Annotated in this window: 20 protein-coding genes, 1 tRNA gene and 3 pseudogenes; 7 read left to right on the top strand and 17 right to left on the bottom strand. The window is 61.0% G+C overall.

The annotated features are described in order from the left end of the window. Positions 1–19 precede the first annotated feature (19 nt). The 5 genes from ACSC1W_RS07690 to ACSC1W_RS07670 all read right to left on the bottom strand — a co-directional run bounded on the left by ACSC1W_RS07690 (position 20) and on the right by ACSC1W_RS07670 (position 3,869). Complete coding sequence (locus ACSC1W_RS07690) at positions 20–451, bottom strand: DUF4112 domain-containing protein (protein ID WP_435346346.1); 432 nt, start codon at positions 449–451, stop codon at positions 20–22. An 801-nt stretch (positions 452–1,252) separates the two neighbouring features. Further along, a complete protein-coding gene (locus ACSC1W_RS07685; protein ID WP_435346345.1) occupies positions 1,253–1,792 on the bottom strand; it encodes a hypothetical protein in 540 nt (179 codons plus the stop codon). A 323-nt stretch (positions 1,793–2,115) separates the two neighbouring features. Further along, on the bottom strand, positions 2,116–2,886 hold the full coding sequence (locus ACSC1W_RS07680; protein ID WP_435346344.1) for a class I SAM-dependent methyltransferase: 771 nt from the start codon (positions 2,884–2,886) through the stop codon (positions 2,116–2,118). A 265-nt stretch (positions 2,887–3,151) separates the two neighbouring features. Continuing rightward, positions 3,152–3,538 carry an Ig-like domain-containing protein gene (locus ACSC1W_RS07675; RefSeq protein WP_435346343.1) on the bottom strand — a complete coding sequence of 129 codons (387 nt, stop codon included), beginning with the start codon at positions 3,536–3,538 and terminating at the stop codon, positions 3,152–3,154. 187 nt (positions 3,539–3,725) lie between these two features. Next, on the bottom strand, positions 3,726–3,869 hold the full coding sequence (locus ACSC1W_RS07670) for a hypothetical protein (protein ID WP_435346342.1): 144 nt from the start codon (positions 3,867–3,869) through the stop codon (positions 3,726–3,728). A 307-nt stretch (positions 3,870–4,176) separates the two neighbouring features. Here ACSC1W_RS07670 and ACSC1W_RS07665 point away from each other — a divergent pair, with 307 nt between their 5' ends. Next, a complete protein-coding gene (locus tag ACSC1W_RS07665; protein WP_435346341.1) occupies positions 4,177–4,428 on the top strand; it encodes a HalOD1 output domain-containing protein in 252 nt (83 codons plus the stop codon). A 124-nt stretch (positions 4,429–4,552) separates the two neighbouring features. On the opposite strand, the gene ACSC1W_RS07660 is transcribed toward ACSC1W_RS07665, so the two are convergent. Beyond that, on the bottom strand, positions 4,553–4,903 hold the full coding sequence (locus ACSC1W_RS07660; protein WP_435346340.1) for a DUF7344 domain-containing protein: 351 nt from the start codon (positions 4,901–4,903) through the stop codon (positions 4,553–4,555). 1,177 nt (positions 4,904–6,080) lie between these two features. On the opposite strand from ACSC1W_RS07660, the gene ACSC1W_RS07655 reads away from it, so the two are divergent. Together ACSC1W_RS07655 and ACSC1W_RS07650 are read left to right on the top strand one after the other, a co-directional pair. Next, positions 6,081–6,473: a type IV pilin domain-containing protein gene (locus ACSC1W_RS07655; RefSeq protein WP_435346339.1), complete on the top strand. Its 393-nt coding sequence runs from the start codon at positions 6,081–6,083 to the stop codon at positions 6,471–6,473. A 3-nt stretch (positions 6,474–6,476) separates the two neighbouring features. Further along, positions 6,477–6,965, top strand: a complete 489-nt coding sequence (locus ACSC1W_RS07650) for a type IV pilin domain-containing protein (protein ID WP_435346338.1) — start codon at positions 6,477–6,479, stop codon at positions 6,963–6,965. 548 nt (positions 6,966–7,513) lie between these two features. On the opposite strand, the pseudogene ACSC1W_RS07645 reads toward ACSC1W_RS07650, so the two are convergent. After that, positions 7,514–7,723: pseudogene (locus ACSC1W_RS07645) on the bottom strand (site-specific integrase); the annotation flags it as partial. A 321-nt stretch (positions 7,724–8,044) separates the two neighbouring features. Further along, positions 8,045–8,143: pseudogene (locus ACSC1W_RS20925) on the bottom strand (DUF8158 family protein); the annotation flags it as partial. Positions 8,144–8,955: 812 nt separating this feature from the next. Here ACSC1W_RS20925 and ACSC1W_RS07640 point away from each other — a divergent pair. Beyond that, entirely contained in the window at positions 8,956–9,234 is a 279-nt protein-coding gene (locus tag ACSC1W_RS07640) for an NAD(P)-dependent oxidoreductase (RefSeq protein ID WP_435346337.1), read from the top strand. Positions 9,235–9,439: 205 nt separating this feature from the next. Here ACSC1W_RS07640 and ACSC1W_RS07635 read toward each other — a convergent pair whose 3' ends face one another. Beyond that, a complete protein-coding gene (locus tag ACSC1W_RS07635; RefSeq protein ID WP_435346336.1) occupies positions 9,440–9,892 on the bottom strand; it encodes a hypothetical protein in 453 nt (150 codons plus the stop codon). 293 nt (positions 9,893–10,185) lie between these two features. Further along, positions 10,186–10,392 carry a hypothetical protein gene (locus tag ACSC1W_RS07630; protein WP_435346335.1) on the bottom strand — a complete coding sequence of 69 codons (207 nt, stop codon included), beginning with the start codon at positions 10,390–10,392 and terminating at the stop codon, positions 10,186–10,188. A gap of 121 nt (positions 10,393–10,513) precedes the next feature. On the opposite strand from ACSC1W_RS07630, the pseudogene ACSC1W_RS07625 reads away from it, so the two are divergent. The 3 genes and pseudogenes from ACSC1W_RS07625 to ACSC1W_RS07615 form a co-directional block, all read left to right on the top strand. Then, a pseudogene (locus ACSC1W_RS07625) lies at positions 10,514–11,007 on the top strand (IS200/IS605 family accessory protein TnpB-related protein); the annotation flags it as partial. A gap of 2,040 nt (positions 11,008–13,047) precedes the next feature. Continuing rightward, positions 13,048–13,305, top strand: coding sequence for a DdfA family disk-determining factor (gene ddfA, locus ACSC1W_RS07620; protein WP_435346334.1), 258 nt, complete (start codon positions 13,048–13,050; stop codon positions 13,303–13,305). A gap of 213 nt (positions 13,306–13,518) precedes the next feature. After that, the gene (locus ACSC1W_RS07615; RefSeq protein ID WP_435346333.1) at positions 13,519–13,914 is read left to right on the top strand and encodes a hypothetical protein; all 396 of its coding nucleotides are present in this window, start codon (positions 13,519–13,521) and stop codon (positions 13,912–13,914) included. A gap of 144 nt (positions 13,915–14,058) precedes the next feature. Here ACSC1W_RS07615 and ACSC1W_RS07610 read toward each other — a convergent pair whose 3' ends face one another. From ACSC1W_RS07610 to ACSC1W_RS07580, 7 genes are all read right to left on the bottom strand, one after another. Beyond that, positions 14,059–14,184, bottom strand: a complete 126-nt coding sequence (locus ACSC1W_RS07610) for a hypothetical protein (RefSeq protein WP_435346332.1) — start codon at positions 14,182–14,184, stop codon at positions 14,059–14,061. Continuing rightward, a complete protein-coding gene (locus tag ACSC1W_RS07605; RefSeq protein WP_435346331.1) occupies positions 14,181–14,396 on the bottom strand; it encodes a hypothetical protein in 216 nt (71 codons plus the stop codon). Before ACSC1W_RS07605 ends, ACSC1W_RS07610 begins: the two co-directional genes overlap by 4 nt. After that, positions 14,393–15,076, bottom strand: a complete 684-nt coding sequence (locus ACSC1W_RS07600; protein WP_435346330.1) for a ribbon-helix-helix domain-containing protein — start codon at positions 15,074–15,076, stop codon at positions 14,393–14,395. Before ACSC1W_RS07600 ends, ACSC1W_RS07605 begins: the two co-directional genes overlap by 4 nt. 184 nt (positions 15,077–15,260) lie before the next feature. Then, on the bottom strand, positions 15,261–15,728 hold the full coding sequence (locus ACSC1W_RS07595; protein ID WP_435346329.1) for a hypothetical protein: 468 nt from the start codon (positions 15,726–15,728) through the stop codon (positions 15,261–15,263). Then, positions 15,725–15,877, bottom strand: a complete 153-nt coding sequence (locus ACSC1W_RS07590) for a hypothetical protein (RefSeq protein ID WP_435346328.1) — start codon at positions 15,875–15,877, stop codon at positions 15,725–15,727. The genes ACSC1W_RS07595 and ACSC1W_RS07590 overlap by 4 nt, the downstream gene beginning before the upstream one ends. 130 nt (positions 15,878–16,007) lie before the next feature. Continuing rightward, positions 16,008–16,078, bottom strand: a tRNA-Pro gene (locus tag ACSC1W_RS07585). A 55-nt stretch (positions 16,079–16,133) separates the two neighbouring features. Next, positions 16,134–17,042, bottom strand: coding sequence for an RNA-guided pseudouridylation complex pseudouridine synthase subunit Cbf5 (locus ACSC1W_RS07580; protein ID WP_435346327.1), 909 nt, complete (start codon positions 17,040–17,042; stop codon positions 16,134–16,136). Position 17,043 lies beyond the last annotated feature (1 nt).

The raw sequence follows: 17,043 nt of genomic DNA, 5'->3' as shown, positions 1-17,043 counted from the left end.
CTCCACAGCCAGAACCGGCTCAGACGACCGGAACGCGGTTGGACTCCTCTTCGACCAGCGCTTCCTCCACGATGCGTGCGTTCCAGACGTTTGCTTTCCACACCGCGTCGAACAGGGGACCGACGACCGGAACCGACCCGACGACGACGTCAACGGCGACGAGCGCGAGCATCTTCAGCAGTCCCCTCGTCGACACGCCGGCACGGTACCCCTCGGCGACGATGTACAGCGACGCGATGGCCGCCACGAGGTCCCCGCCACCCGGGACGAGTCCGAGGACGGGGTCGAGACCGAACCGGAAGTTCGTCCCCGGGACGGGAATCGACTCGTCGAGAACCGTACTCACCCGGTCGATTCGCCGGAGCGCCGCACGGTCTTCGGCACTGCCCGACCCGACGTCTCGGTCGAAGTCGGTTCCGACACCGGTGGCGTCCGCTGAGTCGCGAGACATACCTGAGTAACGCCCGCCGGACTCGAATCTCTTCACCCGGCAGGTGCAACCCTCCAGCCGACGGACCCTGGTCGGGTGGTCGATACTCGGTGGAGAGCGTGTCCGTCGTCTGGGAGCGGCTCTGAAGTAAGATGTTTGTTAGATATCGTTTGTATAATCTTCTCATTACGAACGAACCTGTCCGGGCTAGTCGAGGTCGGTAGCTGTCCGGCTTCCGGCTGCTACTGCCCTTGAATCTGATATACTACACTTGAAGCCAGTGTATGTTTTCGTCTGACACATTTTCTGCGATTCTTCTGGGTAAGAGCGTAGATATCGAGAGCTTCGATTCGAACTTGTCGAAGTCGCGTCTGCACGAGTACCATGGAAACGCCCCAGATAGGTGCTACAGGGATTCTACCAGCTCTCTGGAAAGCAGAAGGCACGTCGAGATCGCTACGGTCTCTGTCGTCCCGGGGAGCGTCTCCACTACCGTTCGATGTTCGTTCCGGGCAGTTCAATCAGTTTAGTTCGATATATGTAGATATTACATTTCTGCCAGACCCGGTTCTCGCACACTCGCGCCGGCCCGCACCGGGACGCCGACGGTCGGTACGGTCGTACCCACAGGCGAGCCGGGGCGAGTATCGGTTCAGGCCCGAGGATCGGCGGTCCCCTGGCAGTTTCTCGTGACGAGAGAGGGGCCGGACTCCGTGAGTAGCTCACCGTCGGAAGACACGGAAAGGACACCGCCGACGCCGGCCAAACTGAAGGGCACGCTCGTATTCGCCCCTGTAGAAGCTCGGAACCGGGAGGCCCCAGTCAACAATCGTACGACCGCGACCCGTTCCCCACGACGACGGTCTCCGTCGTGCTGGCGACGGTCGACCCGTCCGACCGCACGTCTACCTGGAGTCTCGCAGTGTCGCCCACGGAGAGCGTTTCGTCGTCCGCCAGCACCCAGAACACGTCGCTCGTCACCCGTCCCGTCTCCTCCACGGTCGCTGTGGTGGTCTCCTCGGTGTGGGCGAGGCTCACGACGACGGTCAGCGGGTCCTCGCCGGTGTCCCGGTCCCTCGGGACGTCGAGGGTGACGTCCCCGAGGACGCCGATGCTGTCGCCCGGAGTCCCCGTCGCGAGACACGTCTGTACGGTGCCGTTTCCGGCGTCCGGGAACTGCGTCTCGTCGTTCAGTCGGACGGTGACGTCGGCCGATTCCACGGTGACGTTCTCGCTGGCGAGTTCGCCGGTGAGACCGCCGAACGCCGCCAGCGTGCCGACGCTGAACGCCACCAGGAGGAGGAAGACGCCGAGTGAGACCGGTCTGCGGGGCCACCTGAGCAGCCAGGGCAGCAGGCTCATAGCCCGAACGTATCAGGCAACTGTATAAACTGTTGTGGATGGCCGGGCTGGCAGTGTCCGGGGACTCGTCGACGGATACTCTCCCGTTACGGACACGGAGACGGTAGGAAGAGGAGGCAGGGAGACCGAATCGGGAAAGCGACCAACTGTTGGCACGTGAGGCCGGGTCCGACCGGTCGAGGGTGCTGGCGCTTCCTACCGCACCTCACCTATCGAGAGACGGTAACATTGTTATCCGCTCGTTTCGCCACGCACGAGGGTCGGCGCCCGTGTCGAACCGGGTCGTCCCGCAGGTCGAAGCCGCTAATGGGTAGGCGGGCGGTTCAGTGGCGTTCCTCCAGGTATCCGGACCGGGTCCGCCGCTCCGGTGTCCGTTCCTGGTCGGGGCCCTTGCGGACGACGTAGTACGGGCGCGGCTCGAAGGTGACGGGACGGAACCGGGTTTCCGACCGCTGGACGACGTCGACGACGTCGAAGCCGACGTCTTCCAGTCGGCGGCGCTGGGAGTGCGGGTCGATGGCGTACCTGAAGTCCAACCCGCCGTCGCGTTCGACCCACGCGTACCGCGACGTGACCCGGTGCCCCCCGCGGTTCCGTCCGACGAATCGCCGCAGGGATGCCCAGTCGTCGCGGGACGTGGGGTCGAAGAGGAACCGGTCGACGATGTTGTCCGAATCGAACGCGAAGACGCCACCCTGCTTCAGGACGCGCCACGCCTCCAGGGTCGCGCGCGCCCGGTCGGACTCGGGCCGTATCTCGTCCATCCCGCCCCCGGCGAACAGGACGTAGTCGAACGACTCGGGGGGAAAGTCGAGGTTCGTGGCGTTGTCGACCTCGAACGTGAGGTCCGGGTGGCGGTCCTCGGCGGTGGCGACCGACTCCTCGCACCTGTCGACGCCGACGACGTCGAAGCCGTACTCGGCGAGGCCGGCGGTGGCACGTCCGGACCCGCAGCCGAGGTCGAGGACGCGACCGTCGCGGTCGGTGAAGTGCCGCTCGACGATCGCCCGCTCGCGGTCGTAGAGCCCGCGAGTTCCCTGCTCGACGTCGGTCTGGAGCACCGTCTCTTCTGGAGGGTGTTCACGTTCGGCCATGGTCGCTATCGGAGGACTAACGGCGATTGTAATACCCCAGCTACCGCCAGCGAACGAGCGTAGGCGAGGGCTGACCGGACCGGGACGTACCCGACCCCACCACCGTGTCGGTCGGGGCGACGTCAGTCCCGTCCCCAGGTCGTCGAGAAGAGCGCCATCGGCGACGACGCGTGGCCGGGCCTGCTCGGGCGGTGAACCCCTCGGCCGGTGCCTCCACCGACCGGCGACGGCAGAGCTGTGACCAGGCCCGGGACCGTGACCGGGCCTAGACCTCTCGGAAGTGCACGTCGGACTCTGTGACGACGACCTGTAACCCGTTCGAGTCCGAATCGTCGTCTCTCCACTCCGTGGTCTTGCTCGGCCCGTCCTCGACGTTCACGCGTACGCGACAGGAGTACCCGCCCACGACCTCTTCGTACTCCCGCGTCTCATCTTCGTCGAGTTCGAGCGTCTCCACGAGTAGTTCTTCGTCGTCGTCGGAACGAACGACGCGAACGGTCAGGGTTCGCGTCGAACTCGAGTCGTTCTTGATCCAGATGTCCGGAACGCCGCCGAGTTCGAGAAAGCCGCCCAGGCCGAGACAGCCGGCCGTACTTCCTGCGACGCCAGCGGCGACTGTCGTTCCGAGTAGCTTCCGCCGTGATGGTCCCATTATTTTTACCTGAAACTCGATTTGCGCATAAGTGTTTTCCTGCGGTACGAACTAGTGTTGAACGACAATCACGAAGCGTCGTGCAGTAGATTCGAGTGGGGTCGCCGGCGGCGCAGATTCCGGTGTTCCGGTGCCATGCCCCGGCCCCCTCGACGACCGCCGTGCTGGCACGCCTGCGGCCTGCCGGTCACTCCTCCACTTCCCCGCCCGCGTCTTCGGCTCGGTCCGAGAATACGTCCGAGAGAGCGTCTCCTGTGCGGTCGACGCCCAGTTCGTCCATCGTCTCTTCGATTCGCGTCGCGTCCTCCACGTCGTCGCCCTCGTCGGCCATACCGGGACTTGTCGTCTGACCAGAAATACCTGTTGCCCGAATTCCGCCGCCCTCCCTGACGTGGGTCGACGAGGCATACCGGGTCTGGAACCCACGGCCACCGGCAGGGTACTCTACCGACCCCGGGTAGTTTCGTGCGAAGTGGCGGGAGCCGATCGTACTGAATCGGCGTTTCCAGCGTCGGACAGGCGAGGGCGCCTTCGAAGAACTATACCGACACAACGTGGTCCCATCTCGTCCATAAAACCGTTTGAACAGTGGCAGTAGCTTTTACCCGCTTCGTGATTGTGAACGGAGTGGTGGAATAATGGGCATGCCCAGTAAAATGAAGCTGCGGAGCACACAGAAGTCAGTCGAACTCTCTTCGGAAGTCGTCGAGGCGGTCGCCCAGGCGAAAGGGGTAGACCCCCTCTCTCTCGACCCGATCATCGATTCGGTCGACCCGGATGCGCTCAACCGGCTCTTCGACAGCCAGAATCGGGGACTGCAGCTCACCTTCGAGTACGAGGGATACACGGTGACCGTGGAGGGCGACCGACAGATAGACCTCACAGAATAGAGCCGCTATATCGCTGAAATTTTGGATGGCTGAGGGTTCTTGCGGCGGTGCAGGATAGACGGCGCGATATACCGTTGCTGAAACCCCCACCCGACGCCCTCCGATTCTTCCAACTCAGCGGCCGTCACTCCGGAGCGTCGGCCCCGAGTTCCGACTGACGCGCCGAGTCCAGGTACGGCTGCAGCAACTCGGTGTCCTCGGCGAGGTCGACCTCCCGCTGGTCGTCCCGACAGGTGACGACGCCGAGTTCTTCGAGCTTCGGAAGGTGAGCGTGGTACAGTTCCGTGCGGACCCGGTCGACGGTGGTCCGTTCGACGGCCGCTGGCGTGGTATCACTGCTCCAGGCCGCGACCCGGGTGGCGAGGGCGTCGAGGTCGACCGGCGTGTCGTGCTGGGTGAGGTAGTAGAGCACGTACCGTCGATGCGGGTCAGACAGCGTGGTGAAGGCATCTGTTTCCGCTTCGGAACCGTCCATAACGCGTGAAGGGTGTGCAACCAGAAAAGGCCTATTGCCAGGTTAATAATTACTTTTGGATATCTCAAACGGGCCGGATTCCGGTCGAACAGTAGAAGACAAACTCGGGTAACTGGAGGGAATACCTGAGCCAGTTGGAACTTTCGAGGGGACGCCACTTCCGTTCGGTCCGGTCCGTAGACGGCCCTCCGTCGGTGGGCTGGTCCGGAACGGCATCGGGACCGGCAGCGGGTTCGAAGCACCGGGTATCCCGACCGCCCACTCGGCTATCCCGCTCGGGGACGGAGGACTGCCGTGCAGACGAACACCAGCGACGGGCGCGACCCGAGACCAGCGCTCTGGCCAGACGGTGGTAGGGATGGAGTGCCGTTCACAGCGGCACTTCACCGAAGCCCAGCGAAGGGATGAACAAGCTGTCTTCAGCGGTTGTGGTGGTGTGTGGATCGTGTGGGTTCCCTACCGCCGTCTGTAGTCTCAGATAGCACACACCTTGTTATCAGGCGACTGCAGTCGAGCAACCAGTGTCTACGGGCGTTGTCGGGAGCCGTACGCCCGGACTTCGCGGTATCGTCGGACGCGCTCGGGGTGTGAGCCCGAGCTGTGTCGCGAAGGTGTTGGCGAGGTCGCACTCGGCGTCGAGCCCCGGGGGTGTTTTCAGTTCGAGCAAACGCCCGCAGGTGTTTATAGTGTCTGGCGGTCTCGCGACCTAGTTGGCAGGGTCGTCCATGTGACCTGCTACACGGCTTCCACACCAGGCTCGCAGCGCAAGCGTTCGGTGGTGGTTACCCGTGGGTTTCTGACTCGGGTGGTGGGGCGCGCGCGAGTCAATGGTAATCGCTCCCGGATAGGTAGTACATAATACTGTTGGCTGAAAAACTGGAATAATCTCTCATCTGACCATTGAACAGAGGGGTGTCGGGATATCGGTTCGGAACGACTGGTTCTGTGAGTGTTGAAACGTCTCTCGGCGTTTCAATAGGGGCTTGATAGCATCCAGGTACGGTCAAAAATTGGTTTGTAACGTTGCATTATACTATGATAAATGAGGTATTGAGATAGCTTTATGACAACCGGACATACTGGGTCGGGTAACGCCAGCAGGCGGCCTCCGGCTCTACCGTGTGGGAAGGGCCCACCGCCTGGATGGTGTGGGAAACAACGACAAAAAGGCATACACATGGATCTGAAACAGCTCTTCACAGACGACGACGCAGTATCACCGGTCATCGGGGTCATCCTCATGGTCGCGATAACCGTGATTCTTGCAGCCGTCATCGGCGCATTCGTCCTCAACATCGGCGACAGCACAGAGCAGGTCCCACAAGTCAGCTGGGATTTCCAAGAGACCAATAGCTCCAACGATCTTGAAATCACTCACAACGGTGGCCCGTCAATTAGTGGCGACGAACTGTCCGCGACTGGCTGCAGTGTAAGTGACCCGTTCGATAAAAGCACTTACACGGCGGGTGTGAATGAAACCTGCTTCGATGGTGCGGGCTCAACCGTAGATATCGTTTGGACCAGCACTTCAAGCGATCAATCACAGATCATCGGCACCTACGAAGGATAAAATATGGATCTGAAGAACTTATTTACGGATGAAGACGCTGTTTCGCCGGTCATAGGGGTCATCCTCATGGTCGCCATAACCGTGATCCTCGCCGCCGTAATCGGCGCATTCGTCCTCAACATCGGCGACAGCACAGAGCCGGTCCCCCAGGCTCAATTCAGCGTGGATTTCGGCGCCGACGGCTCTGGGAACAATCAGATTACGCTCAAACATGAGGGTGGTGGACCTGTAAACGGAGAAACTCTTAGTGTGCTTGTCGGTTCCACCACTGTTTGGGATGGCGACGGTGCAAGCAAAACCCCCACCGGAATTTCCACAACCACCGACAACTGGGACGGGGCAGAGGTCACCGCTGGCGACCAACTAGTGCTTATTGACAGCGCCGGCGGGACTGGTACCACATTCGCTACCGACACCGAACTGGACATCGTCTGGAGTTCCTCATCCAGCGACAACTCGCAAGTCCTATACACGAGCTACACAGCATTCTAACGGACCTCGGTCCCTCTATCGGATTTTTTGGTCGTCATCGCATTGGTTACTACCAACGAGGCAGGCGAAGCACGAGAGGAGGCCAGCGTATTTTCACTTGAACTCGTGCAGTATGTCGGTGTAGTCACCAACTTTGAAAGCCGATTGGTTAGGTAGGATGACGTGGATAAAAGCCCCCTCCTGCTCGCTTTTTAGCGTCACTAATTTAGTCATCCCTGTCCCCGTGGGTTATCAATGAACTCGGAGAGGCCGTGGCAACGCGTGATACCCCTGCCGCCTTTGGAGGGATTGCGGAGGCTGGACTCGACGTTTCCAATGTCGAGGCCCGTCTGTTCGACGAGCCATTTCGGGTTCCGGCTCACCCCGAAGCTGACCCCCCGGCGCGAGCATCGCCTTCAAGACCGGCGACGAATCAACGATTACGTGGACATCGTCCTCTGTTGACTTTAGCCAGACATTCTTCGAAGCGGCGGTTCCCTAATCACGGGACATCGCGATTCGAACTCCCCCCATTCGATTTTTTATGTGAATATGTCGACGAGGTGCGTCTACGGATCGACGGATGACATCGTCGAGTTGATGTTCTCTTCGGTCGGAGCAGCGAGATACGGTTCAATAGCGTCATAAGAGCTCCAGCCACCGAGCGCCATGACGATGCGTGGACTGACGGCCTCCTCGACGAGCAGGTGGTTCGCCCAGCAGCGCCGGAGGTCGTGGGTCGACACACGTCGGTAGTCGTCGTCGCCGACCTCTCCTGCGGGACGACTTCGACTATCTCGGCGTCGTGACGCGCTTGGATTCGACCGAACGCGGAGGCCGCCTGCCCGGCGAGGAGACGTTCTCGGTGCACACGAACGACTTCGCACCGGCCGAGACCGACTTCCCAACACCTGTCGCCCACCTCGACTGCTTCGCCAGCGAGCGACTGGCGACGTACCGGAGTCGTTCCGCGGGGGCCAACTATTCGTGCTCTGAAAATGAGGGTCGGTCATCGCATCACCATCGGGAGTAGCCACTTGCTCGCTCCTCCACTGCGGAGGAGGACGACAGTAGTGACGTCGTGCCACGTGGTTTTCAGTCCGGGGATTCTGGGTGCGACTCAACACGAGTTCGACCACGTCAGCAACCGGTGCGTGCTCGGGATTCCCGGTTCGTTCACGACCGTCGATACTGGACATCGTTCCGAAAACGCAGAGAAAATCCTCGTCACCTCCGACGAGGGGATGGGTTCGCTACGTTCCCCGGACGTTAGTACTGTCAATCACGGGGAGTCCAGAACTTCCTCCGGGACCGGTCCGGTCAAACTCGAACTAGCCAGGTCTGCGCCGGAGAGGTATTGACGATCGGCGCTGTCGCCGATGTGGTTTCGGGTCAGTGAATTCCCGTCCGGGTCTATTAGATTCCGTACACCAGTGCCGAAAGCCACCTCGTCACCCTGCATCCCTTTGCTGTGAGCAGTCTCACTGAAGACGGTTTAGGTAGTTCGTACCGGTTTTTATCGAGATTCCGCACTTGACTCGAAATAATCGCCAGGGATGCCAAGATATACCATGGGCGACGGGGGCCACGTCGGTGGTAGGGCGGACGTTACGGAGCGCGCCATCGGGGTAGCAAACGGTATTCTACCGCCTCTCAGTTCCCATAACTAAACGGCGTATAACATAGTGGTTTCTGCCCGCATAGAGCGCATATAGAATCTATTAATGATGATAGTTTCACCTGGTAGAGGCGGCGATGGAGGTAGAGACGACGTCTCGGCCCCGTCGAACACTCCGTGTGGTAGCGGGACGGTGGCCGAAGCAATCGCTGTCACGGGCATACCGGCCACCATTCCCGAGGGAACGAGAAGTCTACCGCCTCCAGCGGAACCTGGAACGCCGAACCGCAGGTCACTCGGGAAACTGGTCGTCCCCGTGCATGAGAGTACGACAGGTCCCTCCAGGACTCGGGAACCCACTCCGTGCCCTCGGGATGGGATACGAATAACGCCGTGTTCTACGAGGTACTCATCAAACGCGTCTTCTTGCGGCGGGTGTACGCGGACATGAGGCGTATGGAGGACCGAATCAGGGCTACTGACCTCGACTGGACGATCGTCCGACCGTCCGGGTTGAGCGAGGACAACGGCTCCGGAAACTATCGGGCAAAAGTCGGATACAGCGACCCGGAGAGCAGTACGACAACGCGAGACGACTTAGCCGAATTCATCGTCGAGGAACTCGACTCCGAACAGTTCCTCAACGAGGGTGTGGCAGTCGTGACTGTGTGATTGAGGCTGGAACGAGTCTCCGGAACAGGGACTGTGCAGTCCGTACGGGCCACCGAAAACGAGCAAGTCGTGTGACCGACTTGCGCCCTCTATTCAGCAGTGGTTGAGCGTCCTGTTCGAGACCTGCCAGAAGCGGTGTGCGAGATACAGAGGGTGCACTTTGCATTACGGGTCGCTGATTCATCAGCTGAACCGGTACACGGTGTTACATCTCTCGATAATACCTTCTCACGGACGGAAGGAGGCAAAGGGCGACGAGAGCAATGCCCACGAGTCCGTACGCCGGTTGAAGTGGCGAGATGTAGCCAATTAGATACACCTCAACGACAATCCAGACGAGGAGAACGATTCCCATCAGTAGCGACCCGGACCATGCCCACGAACGTCTCGTAAGTTGGCCATACAGAACTGCCAGTGGGTACAACCCCAAGAACACGACGAGAATGAGTCCAGGAATCGTATAGGTCGTGAACGGAGTGCCGTCGAGATGGCTCAAATCGACAGCCATGACGAGACCGATGCTCTGGCCCGTTGGATCTCGAACGAGATAGAATCCCCCGATCAGGGCCGTAAGAGAGAGGAAAAGTGTCCCGATGAGTAGGACCCAAACTTCAGCTGGTCGGGATGGTTCGTGGGCCCCTCTCTGTGCCGCGTCCATATCGGTTAGACGGCGCGCGTCCACTTTACTACGAGTATTTTTCGAGCGTCCATAGAGGAAATGCGTGACTTGTCGGATTCAATCCGGATGTAATATCGATTGCTGCATTCGCGCACTCGATGTACCACGACTGCTGAGAGCTATCATCAGGTGAGTATTTCGACGGGGACAGGACAGGACAGGTGACCGTATCTGAGCGCGTCAGAGAACCGTCTCATGCAACTCGGTACGTGGTCAGTGTGGGGATGTCTGTGGCATGGGGCTCGCGTGTGTCTGTAATCCATGTTACTGGGTTACCTGTCCCGTTCCCGGTGTTTCTGCAGGACGGGAATCCGTTCATGCCAGACGAACGCAGCCCCGAGTAGCGTCCATGCGATGCTCAGGAAGGCGAAGATAGCAGCGACCTGCGGATCACTTGCCTTGACCCCGATGCCAGCGTTAACGAAAGCGAAGACAATCCACACGATACCCCCGAAATTCTGTCGAGTCACGACCGCCATACCGTGCCGCAACCGGGCGACCCGCTGATAAGTATCGGTCACACACCGGGAACTCTAACCCACCTGGTTCGCTCCAAGCTGGTTTGCTGACTATGCACCCTGTATTCAGCACGGGTCGTCCAACCGCCTCCGCAAGGTGAGTCGTCACCTCGTGGAGTGGAGCCAGGAGTTCGAGAAGTCGTGCATCGTCTTTGAAGACCTCAAAGAGATGCGCGATCGTATCGACGACGGTACACGGATGAACCGACGCTTGCACCACCTTCCGTTCCGTGCCCTCCAATACTACACGTCGTCCAAAGCGTCGTTCGAGGGCATCCCGACTGCGTGGATTGACCCTGCGTACACGAGCCAGCGGTGTCCGATGCGTGAGCAGACAGAACGCGCGAACCGCAACAAGAAACGGCACAAATGCCGGGACTGTGAGCATCAAGACCACAGTGACCGTAGTGCAAGCGTCAATACCGCCGTGAAAGGCGTGAAGAGACTCGATTGGAACGTACCTGCTCTCAACAGCCTTCCCGTTGTTCGGAAGGTCCGACGGCAGGCATCGGGGCCGTAGACGCCCCGACCGCCCGAGGCTATCGAGCCGATGGTCGGATGGAAGTGTCCGACTAAACCACGGAAAACCTCGGGGTCGTTCGGAAGATCTTCGAACTTCCGTGGTGACGAGAGACCGTAGGTCTCTCGAACCACTTGACCCCGGAGGCGGTTCACGTACCAACCAATACGAGAATACGGTAGCTATCGAGATTGTAAACACAACCGCTCGCCGGGCCGCCGGGCCAGGCGCTCACGATTGCAGACGGCACGTATTATTGTACAATGTCCACACTCCCGGAGGTAGGTGAGTGACACACACTTGGGAGCCGCTGGTGCTCTGCTGCTCGATCGGGCCTCGAACAGCGCCGGTTCAACGTGTCGGCGAGGTCGAAAGTTCTTCCACAACCGGAGTAGTGCCCTGAAACTCGCTGACCACCCCCAATAGCCTCGCTCGCTCGGTCTGCGTCGTTCCACAATCGGCCTCAGCCCCCGCAAGAGGGACGCTCCCGCTGTGCTGAAGGTGATTGTGGAACGAGCGCGGCGCCAACCAAATGGTCTGTTCTGGAAACCCAGATGTCGGTCTAAGGCCGCTGAGGGGCCCGAATTCGGCCGAAACGCGAGGGTCGCTATCTCGCGGGAAGCCGGCAATCCCGTCCAACGAACCCCCTCACAGACAAAACCGCAAGACAGCAACCGATTGTGGAAACGCAGGTCTCCCAGAGAGACCACTCGACACCTCAGTTTGCGCACGTCGAACGACGCACGAACGCCCCCATCGAGCGCCCTACCTTCTGGTTTCGACGACATTGGATATTTCCTCACTCATCGAGCCCGCGCTGGAACCCCCCTCCACAATCAGTTCACAAACCGGCTTACAGCCCTACTTGCGGGTGTTCAGGCCGATTGGGGAACAACCACTAGTAGCGTAGCGAGTCTTTAGAGCACTCTGCGGAACGGAAATCGCTTCGAACCGAGTGTGGAACCTGGATCTCGGAGAAACCGCTGTGAACGGGCCGCGCAATGGACGAACCTCGGTGTGGAAGGTCGAAAAGCGATTCCGCACCAGCACCCCCGTGAATCAGCCACCCAGTAGTTCCGCATCGACACACCCGGACTCACCGCCATGTACCCCGTCGAGTGGGTCCGCGACCGGCTCGACAAGTCATAATCGGCGTTCGGCCCACAGAACGCCCGATATCGATTCTAGGCCGCCCAGCGCCCGCGAAGGGATGTTCATAATCGGCCTGAACCTCCGCAAGAAGGCGCCTATCGTGGATTCTGGGGTGCGATTATGACGATTGAACGGGGGGCCCCCACGTTCGCTCAATGCCCGAGATCTGGCGAGTGACGCGCTGCGGGCCCTCCTGCCCGAATCCAGTGATGGGGTGCCGCAAATCGTCTGCGTTCCTGAGCACCGAAACCGCACGACTGGAACCGATTATGAAGATTTCACCCCCGGAATTTGGGCCTCGGTCGTCGCCTCCTGGCTTCCCAGTCTGCCTCGGTTCCCCCTATACCGGGATGTCTACCCCCCGTGTTTCGCATTCTGCTGACCCCCGCTCACAGTTTCCTGGCTCACCCATCCCACCGCGGGCACAGCTATCCTTGCGGGGATTTCGGCCGATTATGAACCCTCGATCGTCGTACCAGATCAGCCTAACCACCCGTTCGACTGTTCTACGGCCGTGAATGCGATTATGAAAATCGCCTCCGGGTACGTTCGCGACCACGACATTGCTCGTCTCCGTGTGTTCGACCGCCTCGTCTTCTCGAAGATACCGTCGAGGAGGAACGCGCGGTCGACGACGAACGCGATCGGGGGTCCAGAACCCCGGGCGTGGCCAGCGCGGGCACCGTGGTCGTCTGAAAAACGCGGTCACTGACGAACACCCCCGAGGAAACGAGCTGAAAGAAGCCGGGTAATCCTCTCTGAAGCAGAGAGTTTGGTTTAAACTGGCGAAAACCAACTAGTCCCAGTCGGCGTTTCAGGCGCCAGAGGGCGAAGGGCGTGCGGATACCTATTCTCCTGCAATGGTTCGAGTACAGACAATAAATGGCATACACGGTCGTAGTGGTTTATACCAATTTCAAGGCTTGGGAGAGTGTGGTGGAATAATGGGCATACTCGATAAAATGAGGCGCCAGCATAGACAAACACAGGTATCAGTAGAGCTCTCCACGCAGATCGTCGAGGACGTCGCCCAGGCGAAAGACGTCGACCCGCTCTCGCTCGATCCTCTCATCGATTCGGTGGACCCGGATGCGCTCGACCGACTCTTCGACAGCCAGAACGAGGGATTGCAAGTCACCTTCGAGTACGAAGGATACACGGTGACAGTACAGGGCGACCGACAGATCGACCTCGCTGAATAAATAGTGGAGAACACTGGCCGACCGACGGCCAGACACCAAATCTATTGACCCTGTTACAACTCTCGGATGGTGGTGAGTTGCCGGTGGCGTGCTGAATAGAGCGCGCGTCTCTCTAACTGGCGCAGCTTCGAACTGAGGTGTGGGAAATATTCGATATGATGCACAACTCAATCGCTCCAAAAAATATTTATAAATTATAGATATAATTGGCCTATGAAAAGACGTGCCTTCGTAGCTGGAACGATTCCTCTCTGCTCGGGGCTCGCCGGGTGTGCAGGATATTTTTCGGAAGCCGCACCACTCTCTTTGACTATCTTCAATCATAGCAATACTCCATATACAATTGAAATAGAGATTCTCCGAAGCGATGCGGACTCCTCCAGAAGCAAAGCGCAGGTGTTTTCAGCAGATCTTGATGTCGAACCAGACGGTCAAACAGTACGAGAAGACGTCGCTGAAGTGCAACCGTACATTATTGAGTATGGCCTCTACGAAAACAATAGTTTTCTGACAGACCAAGACCACGTCCACTATTACCCTGGCGATGAGGATAAGGGTGGTAGCTTGGCGTTTGATATTGATTCATCAGGAGTCCTCACTCGGCGGTGAAAGATTCGCACGTTCCATCTACCGGCTGAATCAGTCAGAACGGAGCGAAACGAACGCCAACACCGCGCTGATTACAACTTCTGTATGCAGCACGCCGCTTCTGACAGAACCTGACGGTGTCAACAGGGGCGTCGCAGCCTGTCGTTAGGGTTCCCAGATTTCGCCGTGGTCTGGGTGGTCGGCGTTGCGCCGGTGTTCTGCGGCGTCCCGCCAGTCCTCGAAGGTCGCGTCACAGCCGGTTGCGAGACACCGACCGGTCACGTCTGTCATGAGTTCATCCACCTCCAGTAACACTCCCTGGAGCAGAACGGCCCAGTGAGACACCCCCCAGCGGCGGCGAGCTTCGCCGAGAAGTCCTCGTCCGGCACATCGCCACCACAGACGTCGCACGCTTCGAGTTGGCGAACCCGGCGGTTGTGGTCGCGGATATCGCGTTCGATCTGTGCCTTCTCTCGAAGACGCGAGCGCTGCGCGTCTGTCATGCCTCGACACCTCCATCGTCGGAGACGGTGCGACAGTTCGGACAGCGGTCTTCGCCGTCGTCGAGCGGGACGCCACAGGCACACCGGTCGGGCTTGGTGTCGAGTCGTGCACCACACTTCAGACACTCCGTCTCGTCGGCGTTGGGGTGGTGGCCGATGCACGCGTCGCCCTCGTCGGGGCGGCCGAGCAGGTCGGCGATGTCGCGGCGCTCGTGGCGGCTGCTCTCGTTGTACGTCCAGTCCGCGGGGTCGACCGGCCGGGGCTTGACCCGGTAGACTGACGGAAGACTCTTCATGTCGCAGTCGGGCGGGTGGCCCATCCGTGAGACGAAGCCGCGACGGCGCAGGTCCTGCAGCACCGACCGGATGCCGTCCGTGTTGAACGTGTTGAGCGATTGCGCCATCAGCGACAGGTGGCGTTCGTGCAGGCGCAGGTTCTCGTCGGAAGCATCGAGTGCTTCGAGGTAGATGGTCCGGGGTTCGGACCGCCCGGGGACGAAGCCCTCCGGTTCGTCGGTGTCGTCGTCGCGGTGGTTCTGGAGGAACTCCTTGACGAGCGTCCGGAGCAGTTCGCTTCGACTCTCGCCGCGGTCGTCGGCGATCTCGTCGAGGTCGTCCCTGTCGGCGTCGGGCAACCCGAACGACACCCGGGAACTCGGGTTGTGGTCCATGCGCGCCATCACTCCTCACCTCGCTGACTGGAATCGTATGCACGAGATGCGGTTTGCATACGCCCTGAATACGCAGACGGCGTTGCGATAGTGAGTCCGTATGCACACCCCCGTGGGGTGGCGGGCGGAGGACTCACGCGCGGGCGCGAACTTTCCGCGTGCGCGAACCGCCGCAGTTCTCGCCGATGGAGCGTCACCGTCGGTCACCCCCGTCGGTCCGGGCACGGGTCGCTGACGCAGTCGGGCGGGCGGGGTCGTCGACGCGGAGCCAGACCGGCGGTTCGTGGTAGACACTCCCAGTGTCGAGGTCGGTGACGCCGAGGCGGGCGCGACTCCACTGCCACCAGAGGTAGGCGACGTGGGCGCACCAGTCGTGATAGGTCCAGCCGTGACACCCACAGTGGGCGAGCAGGTCGCCCTGGTGGATCGTGAAGGTGACGCGGTGACGGTCGCCGAGGTCGTCCGTGTTGGGGTACCCTATGAGTACGTCGAACTCGGTGGCGTTGATGGGGCCGCAGGTGGCTGGTGCGGCCTGTGCGCGGTGCCAGGAGCTACTCATCGTCCACTCCGGGGGGAACCGCAGGGGCGTCAGGTGGAGCTGATTCTCGACCGCCTGACGGCTCTGTGCGAGGCCGTCGCGGTGAGGCACTTCGACACTCATGCGGCACCACCCCGGTCGAACTCGGCCTCTGCATCGCGGTAGCACGACCAGCACGGCACACCGTCGGGGAGATCGTCGCAGTCGCACTCGTCGTTCTCGTCGACGTCGGCGCCGTCGCTGGCGTCGGTGAAGTCGTCGAGCGTACTCACGCTGAACCACCTCCGAGAGAGGGGCCAGATTCCTGTTGGCGTTCCTGAAATATAAGAAAACCCGAAAGCCCGAAAACGAGGGGCTGAGTGGGTTGAAACGCCCCGGATTGGCGAGTTAGGGAATAAGTAGTGGGACCGCCGAGAATTGAACTCGGGTCCTACGGACCCCATCCGCAGAGGATACCACTACCCCACGGTCCCGTATCTCGAACCATGCCCGTCTGCCGTTTAAGGGTATCGTTTCGTCGGGAGGCTGCTACACCAGGACGCGCTCCAGGTCGACGACGACGCCCTCGGACGCGTCGGCGTCACCGACCAGCCGGCCGAGGCAGACGGCGGTCCCGCGTGGCGCGTAGCAGGCCACCAGGTCGCCGTGGTCGGCCGCGTCGTCGACCGACAGGACCCCGGGGGCGTAGACCGGTGCGCCCTGGGCGACCTGCTCGGCCGCCGACGGCGCGATCTCCACGCTGGGGAGGTGGGCGAGCGCGCGTTCGGCGGGCTGGACGACCTCTCGGAGGGGGCCCTCGTCGCCGTCCTCGACCCAGAACGCGAGCGCGTCGACGACGTCCCGGTAGCTGACGAGGGTGGTGTCGTCGAAGGGGTCGGTGGCGGTGCGTCGGAGGTGACCCATGTGCGCGCCGGTGCCGAGCGCGAGGCCGAGGTCGTGACAGAGCTTCCGGACGTAGGTGCCCGACTCGCACCGGATGCGGAGCAGCGCCCGGCGCTCCTCGACCTCGAGGACGTCGAGGTCGTACACCTCGCGGACGCGCAGGCGACGCGAGACGGCGCTCTTGCGCGGGGGTTTCTGGTAGAGCGGCCCCTCGAACTCGGCGGCGACGGCCTCGACGTCGGCGGGTGCGCGGCCGTGGAGTTCCAGCACGGCGACGTACTCCTTCGCGCCCTCGAGGAACACCTGGGCGAGGCGGGTGGCGTCGCCGAGCAGGACCGGGAGACAGCCGGTGACCTTCGGGTCGAGCGTGCCCGCGTGGGCGGCCTGGTCGATGGGCTGTCCGTCCGTCGCGGCCGCGAGGGCGTCTGCGACGGCGTCGCGGAGCCAGCCGGTCACCTGGTGGGCGGACGGGCCAGGCGGCTTGTCCAGGTTGCAGACGCCGAAGGAGAGCAGTTCGGCGGGCGAGCGTTCGTCCGGCGGTGCGCGCAGGGCCATC

The organism is Haloarchaeobius marinus, from assembly GCF_051207415.1.
In the GTDB taxonomy this organism is placed as follows: domain Archaea; phylum Halobacteriota; class Halobacteria; order Halobacteriales; family Natrialbaceae; genus Haloarchaeobius.
The sequence above is the reverse complement of the archived record's forward strand: the minus strand, read 5'-3'. Positions and strand labels throughout refer to the sequence as shown.

Coding starts and splice junctions, on each gene's coding strand:
- ACSC1W_RS07690 (WP_435346346.1), bottom strand. CDS start 451: ATGTCTCGCGACTCAGCGGACGCCACCGGTGTCGGAACCGACTTCGAC.
- ACSC1W_RS07685 (WP_435346345.1), bottom strand. CDS start 1,792: ATGAGCCTGCTGCCCTGGCTGCTCAGGTGGCCCCGCAGACCGGTCTCA.
- ACSC1W_RS07680 (WP_435346344.1), bottom strand. CDS start 2,886: ATGGCCGAACGTGAACACCCTCCAGAAGAGACGGTGCTCCAGACCGAC.
- ACSC1W_RS07675 (WP_435346343.1), bottom strand. CDS start 3,538: ATGGGACCATCACGGCGGAAGCTACTCGGAACGACAGTCGCCGCTGGC.
- ACSC1W_RS07670 (WP_435346342.1), bottom strand. CDS start 3,869: ATGGCCGACGAGGGCGACGACGTGGAGGACGCGACGCGAATCGAAGAG.
- ACSC1W_RS07665 (WP_435346341.1), top strand. CDS start 4,177: ATGGGCATGCCCAGTAAAATGAAGCTGCGGAGCACACAGAAGTCAGTC.
- ACSC1W_RS07660 (WP_435346340.1), bottom strand. CDS start 4,903: ATGGACGGTTCCGAAGCGGAAACAGATGCCTTCACCACGCTGTCTGAC.
- ACSC1W_RS07655 (WP_435346339.1), top strand. CDS start 6,081: ATGGATCTGAAACAGCTCTTCACAGACGACGACGCAGTATCACCGGTC.
- ACSC1W_RS07650 (WP_435346338.1), top strand. CDS start 6,477: ATGGATCTGAAGAACTTATTTACGGATGAAGACGCTGTTTCGCCGGTC.
- ACSC1W_RS07635 (WP_435346336.1), bottom strand. CDS start 9,892: ATGGACGCGGCACAGAGAGGGGCCCACGAACCATCCCGACCAGCTGAA.
- ACSC1W_RS07630 (WP_435346335.1), bottom strand. CDS start 10,392: ATGGCGGTCGTGACTCGACAGAATTTCGGGGGTATCGTGTGGATTGTC.
- ddfA (WP_435346334.1), top strand. CDS start 13,048: ATGGGCATACTCGATAAAATGAGGCGCCAGCATAGACAAACACAGGTA.
- ACSC1W_RS07615 (WP_435346333.1), top strand. CDS start 13,519: ATGAAAAGACGTGCCTTCGTAGCTGGAACGATTCCTCTCTGCTCGGGG.
- ACSC1W_RS07610 (WP_435346332.1), bottom strand. CDS start 14,184: ATGACAGACGTGACCGGTCGGTGTCTCGCAACCGGCTGTGACGCGACC.
- ACSC1W_RS07605 (WP_435346331.1), bottom strand. CDS start 14,396: ATGACAGACGCGCAGCGCTCGCGTCTTCGAGAGAAGGCACAGATCGAA.
- ACSC1W_RS07600 (WP_435346330.1), bottom strand. CDS start 15,076: ATGGCGCGCATGGACCACAACCCGAGTTCCCGGGTGTCGTTCGGGTTG.
- ACSC1W_RS07595 (WP_435346329.1), bottom strand. CDS start 15,728: ATGAGTGTCGAAGTGCCTCACCGCGACGGCCTCGCACAGAGCCGTCAG.
- ACSC1W_RS07580 (WP_435346327.1), bottom strand. CDS start 17,042: ATGGCCCTGCGCGCACCGCCGGACGAACGCTCGCCCGCCGAACTGCTC.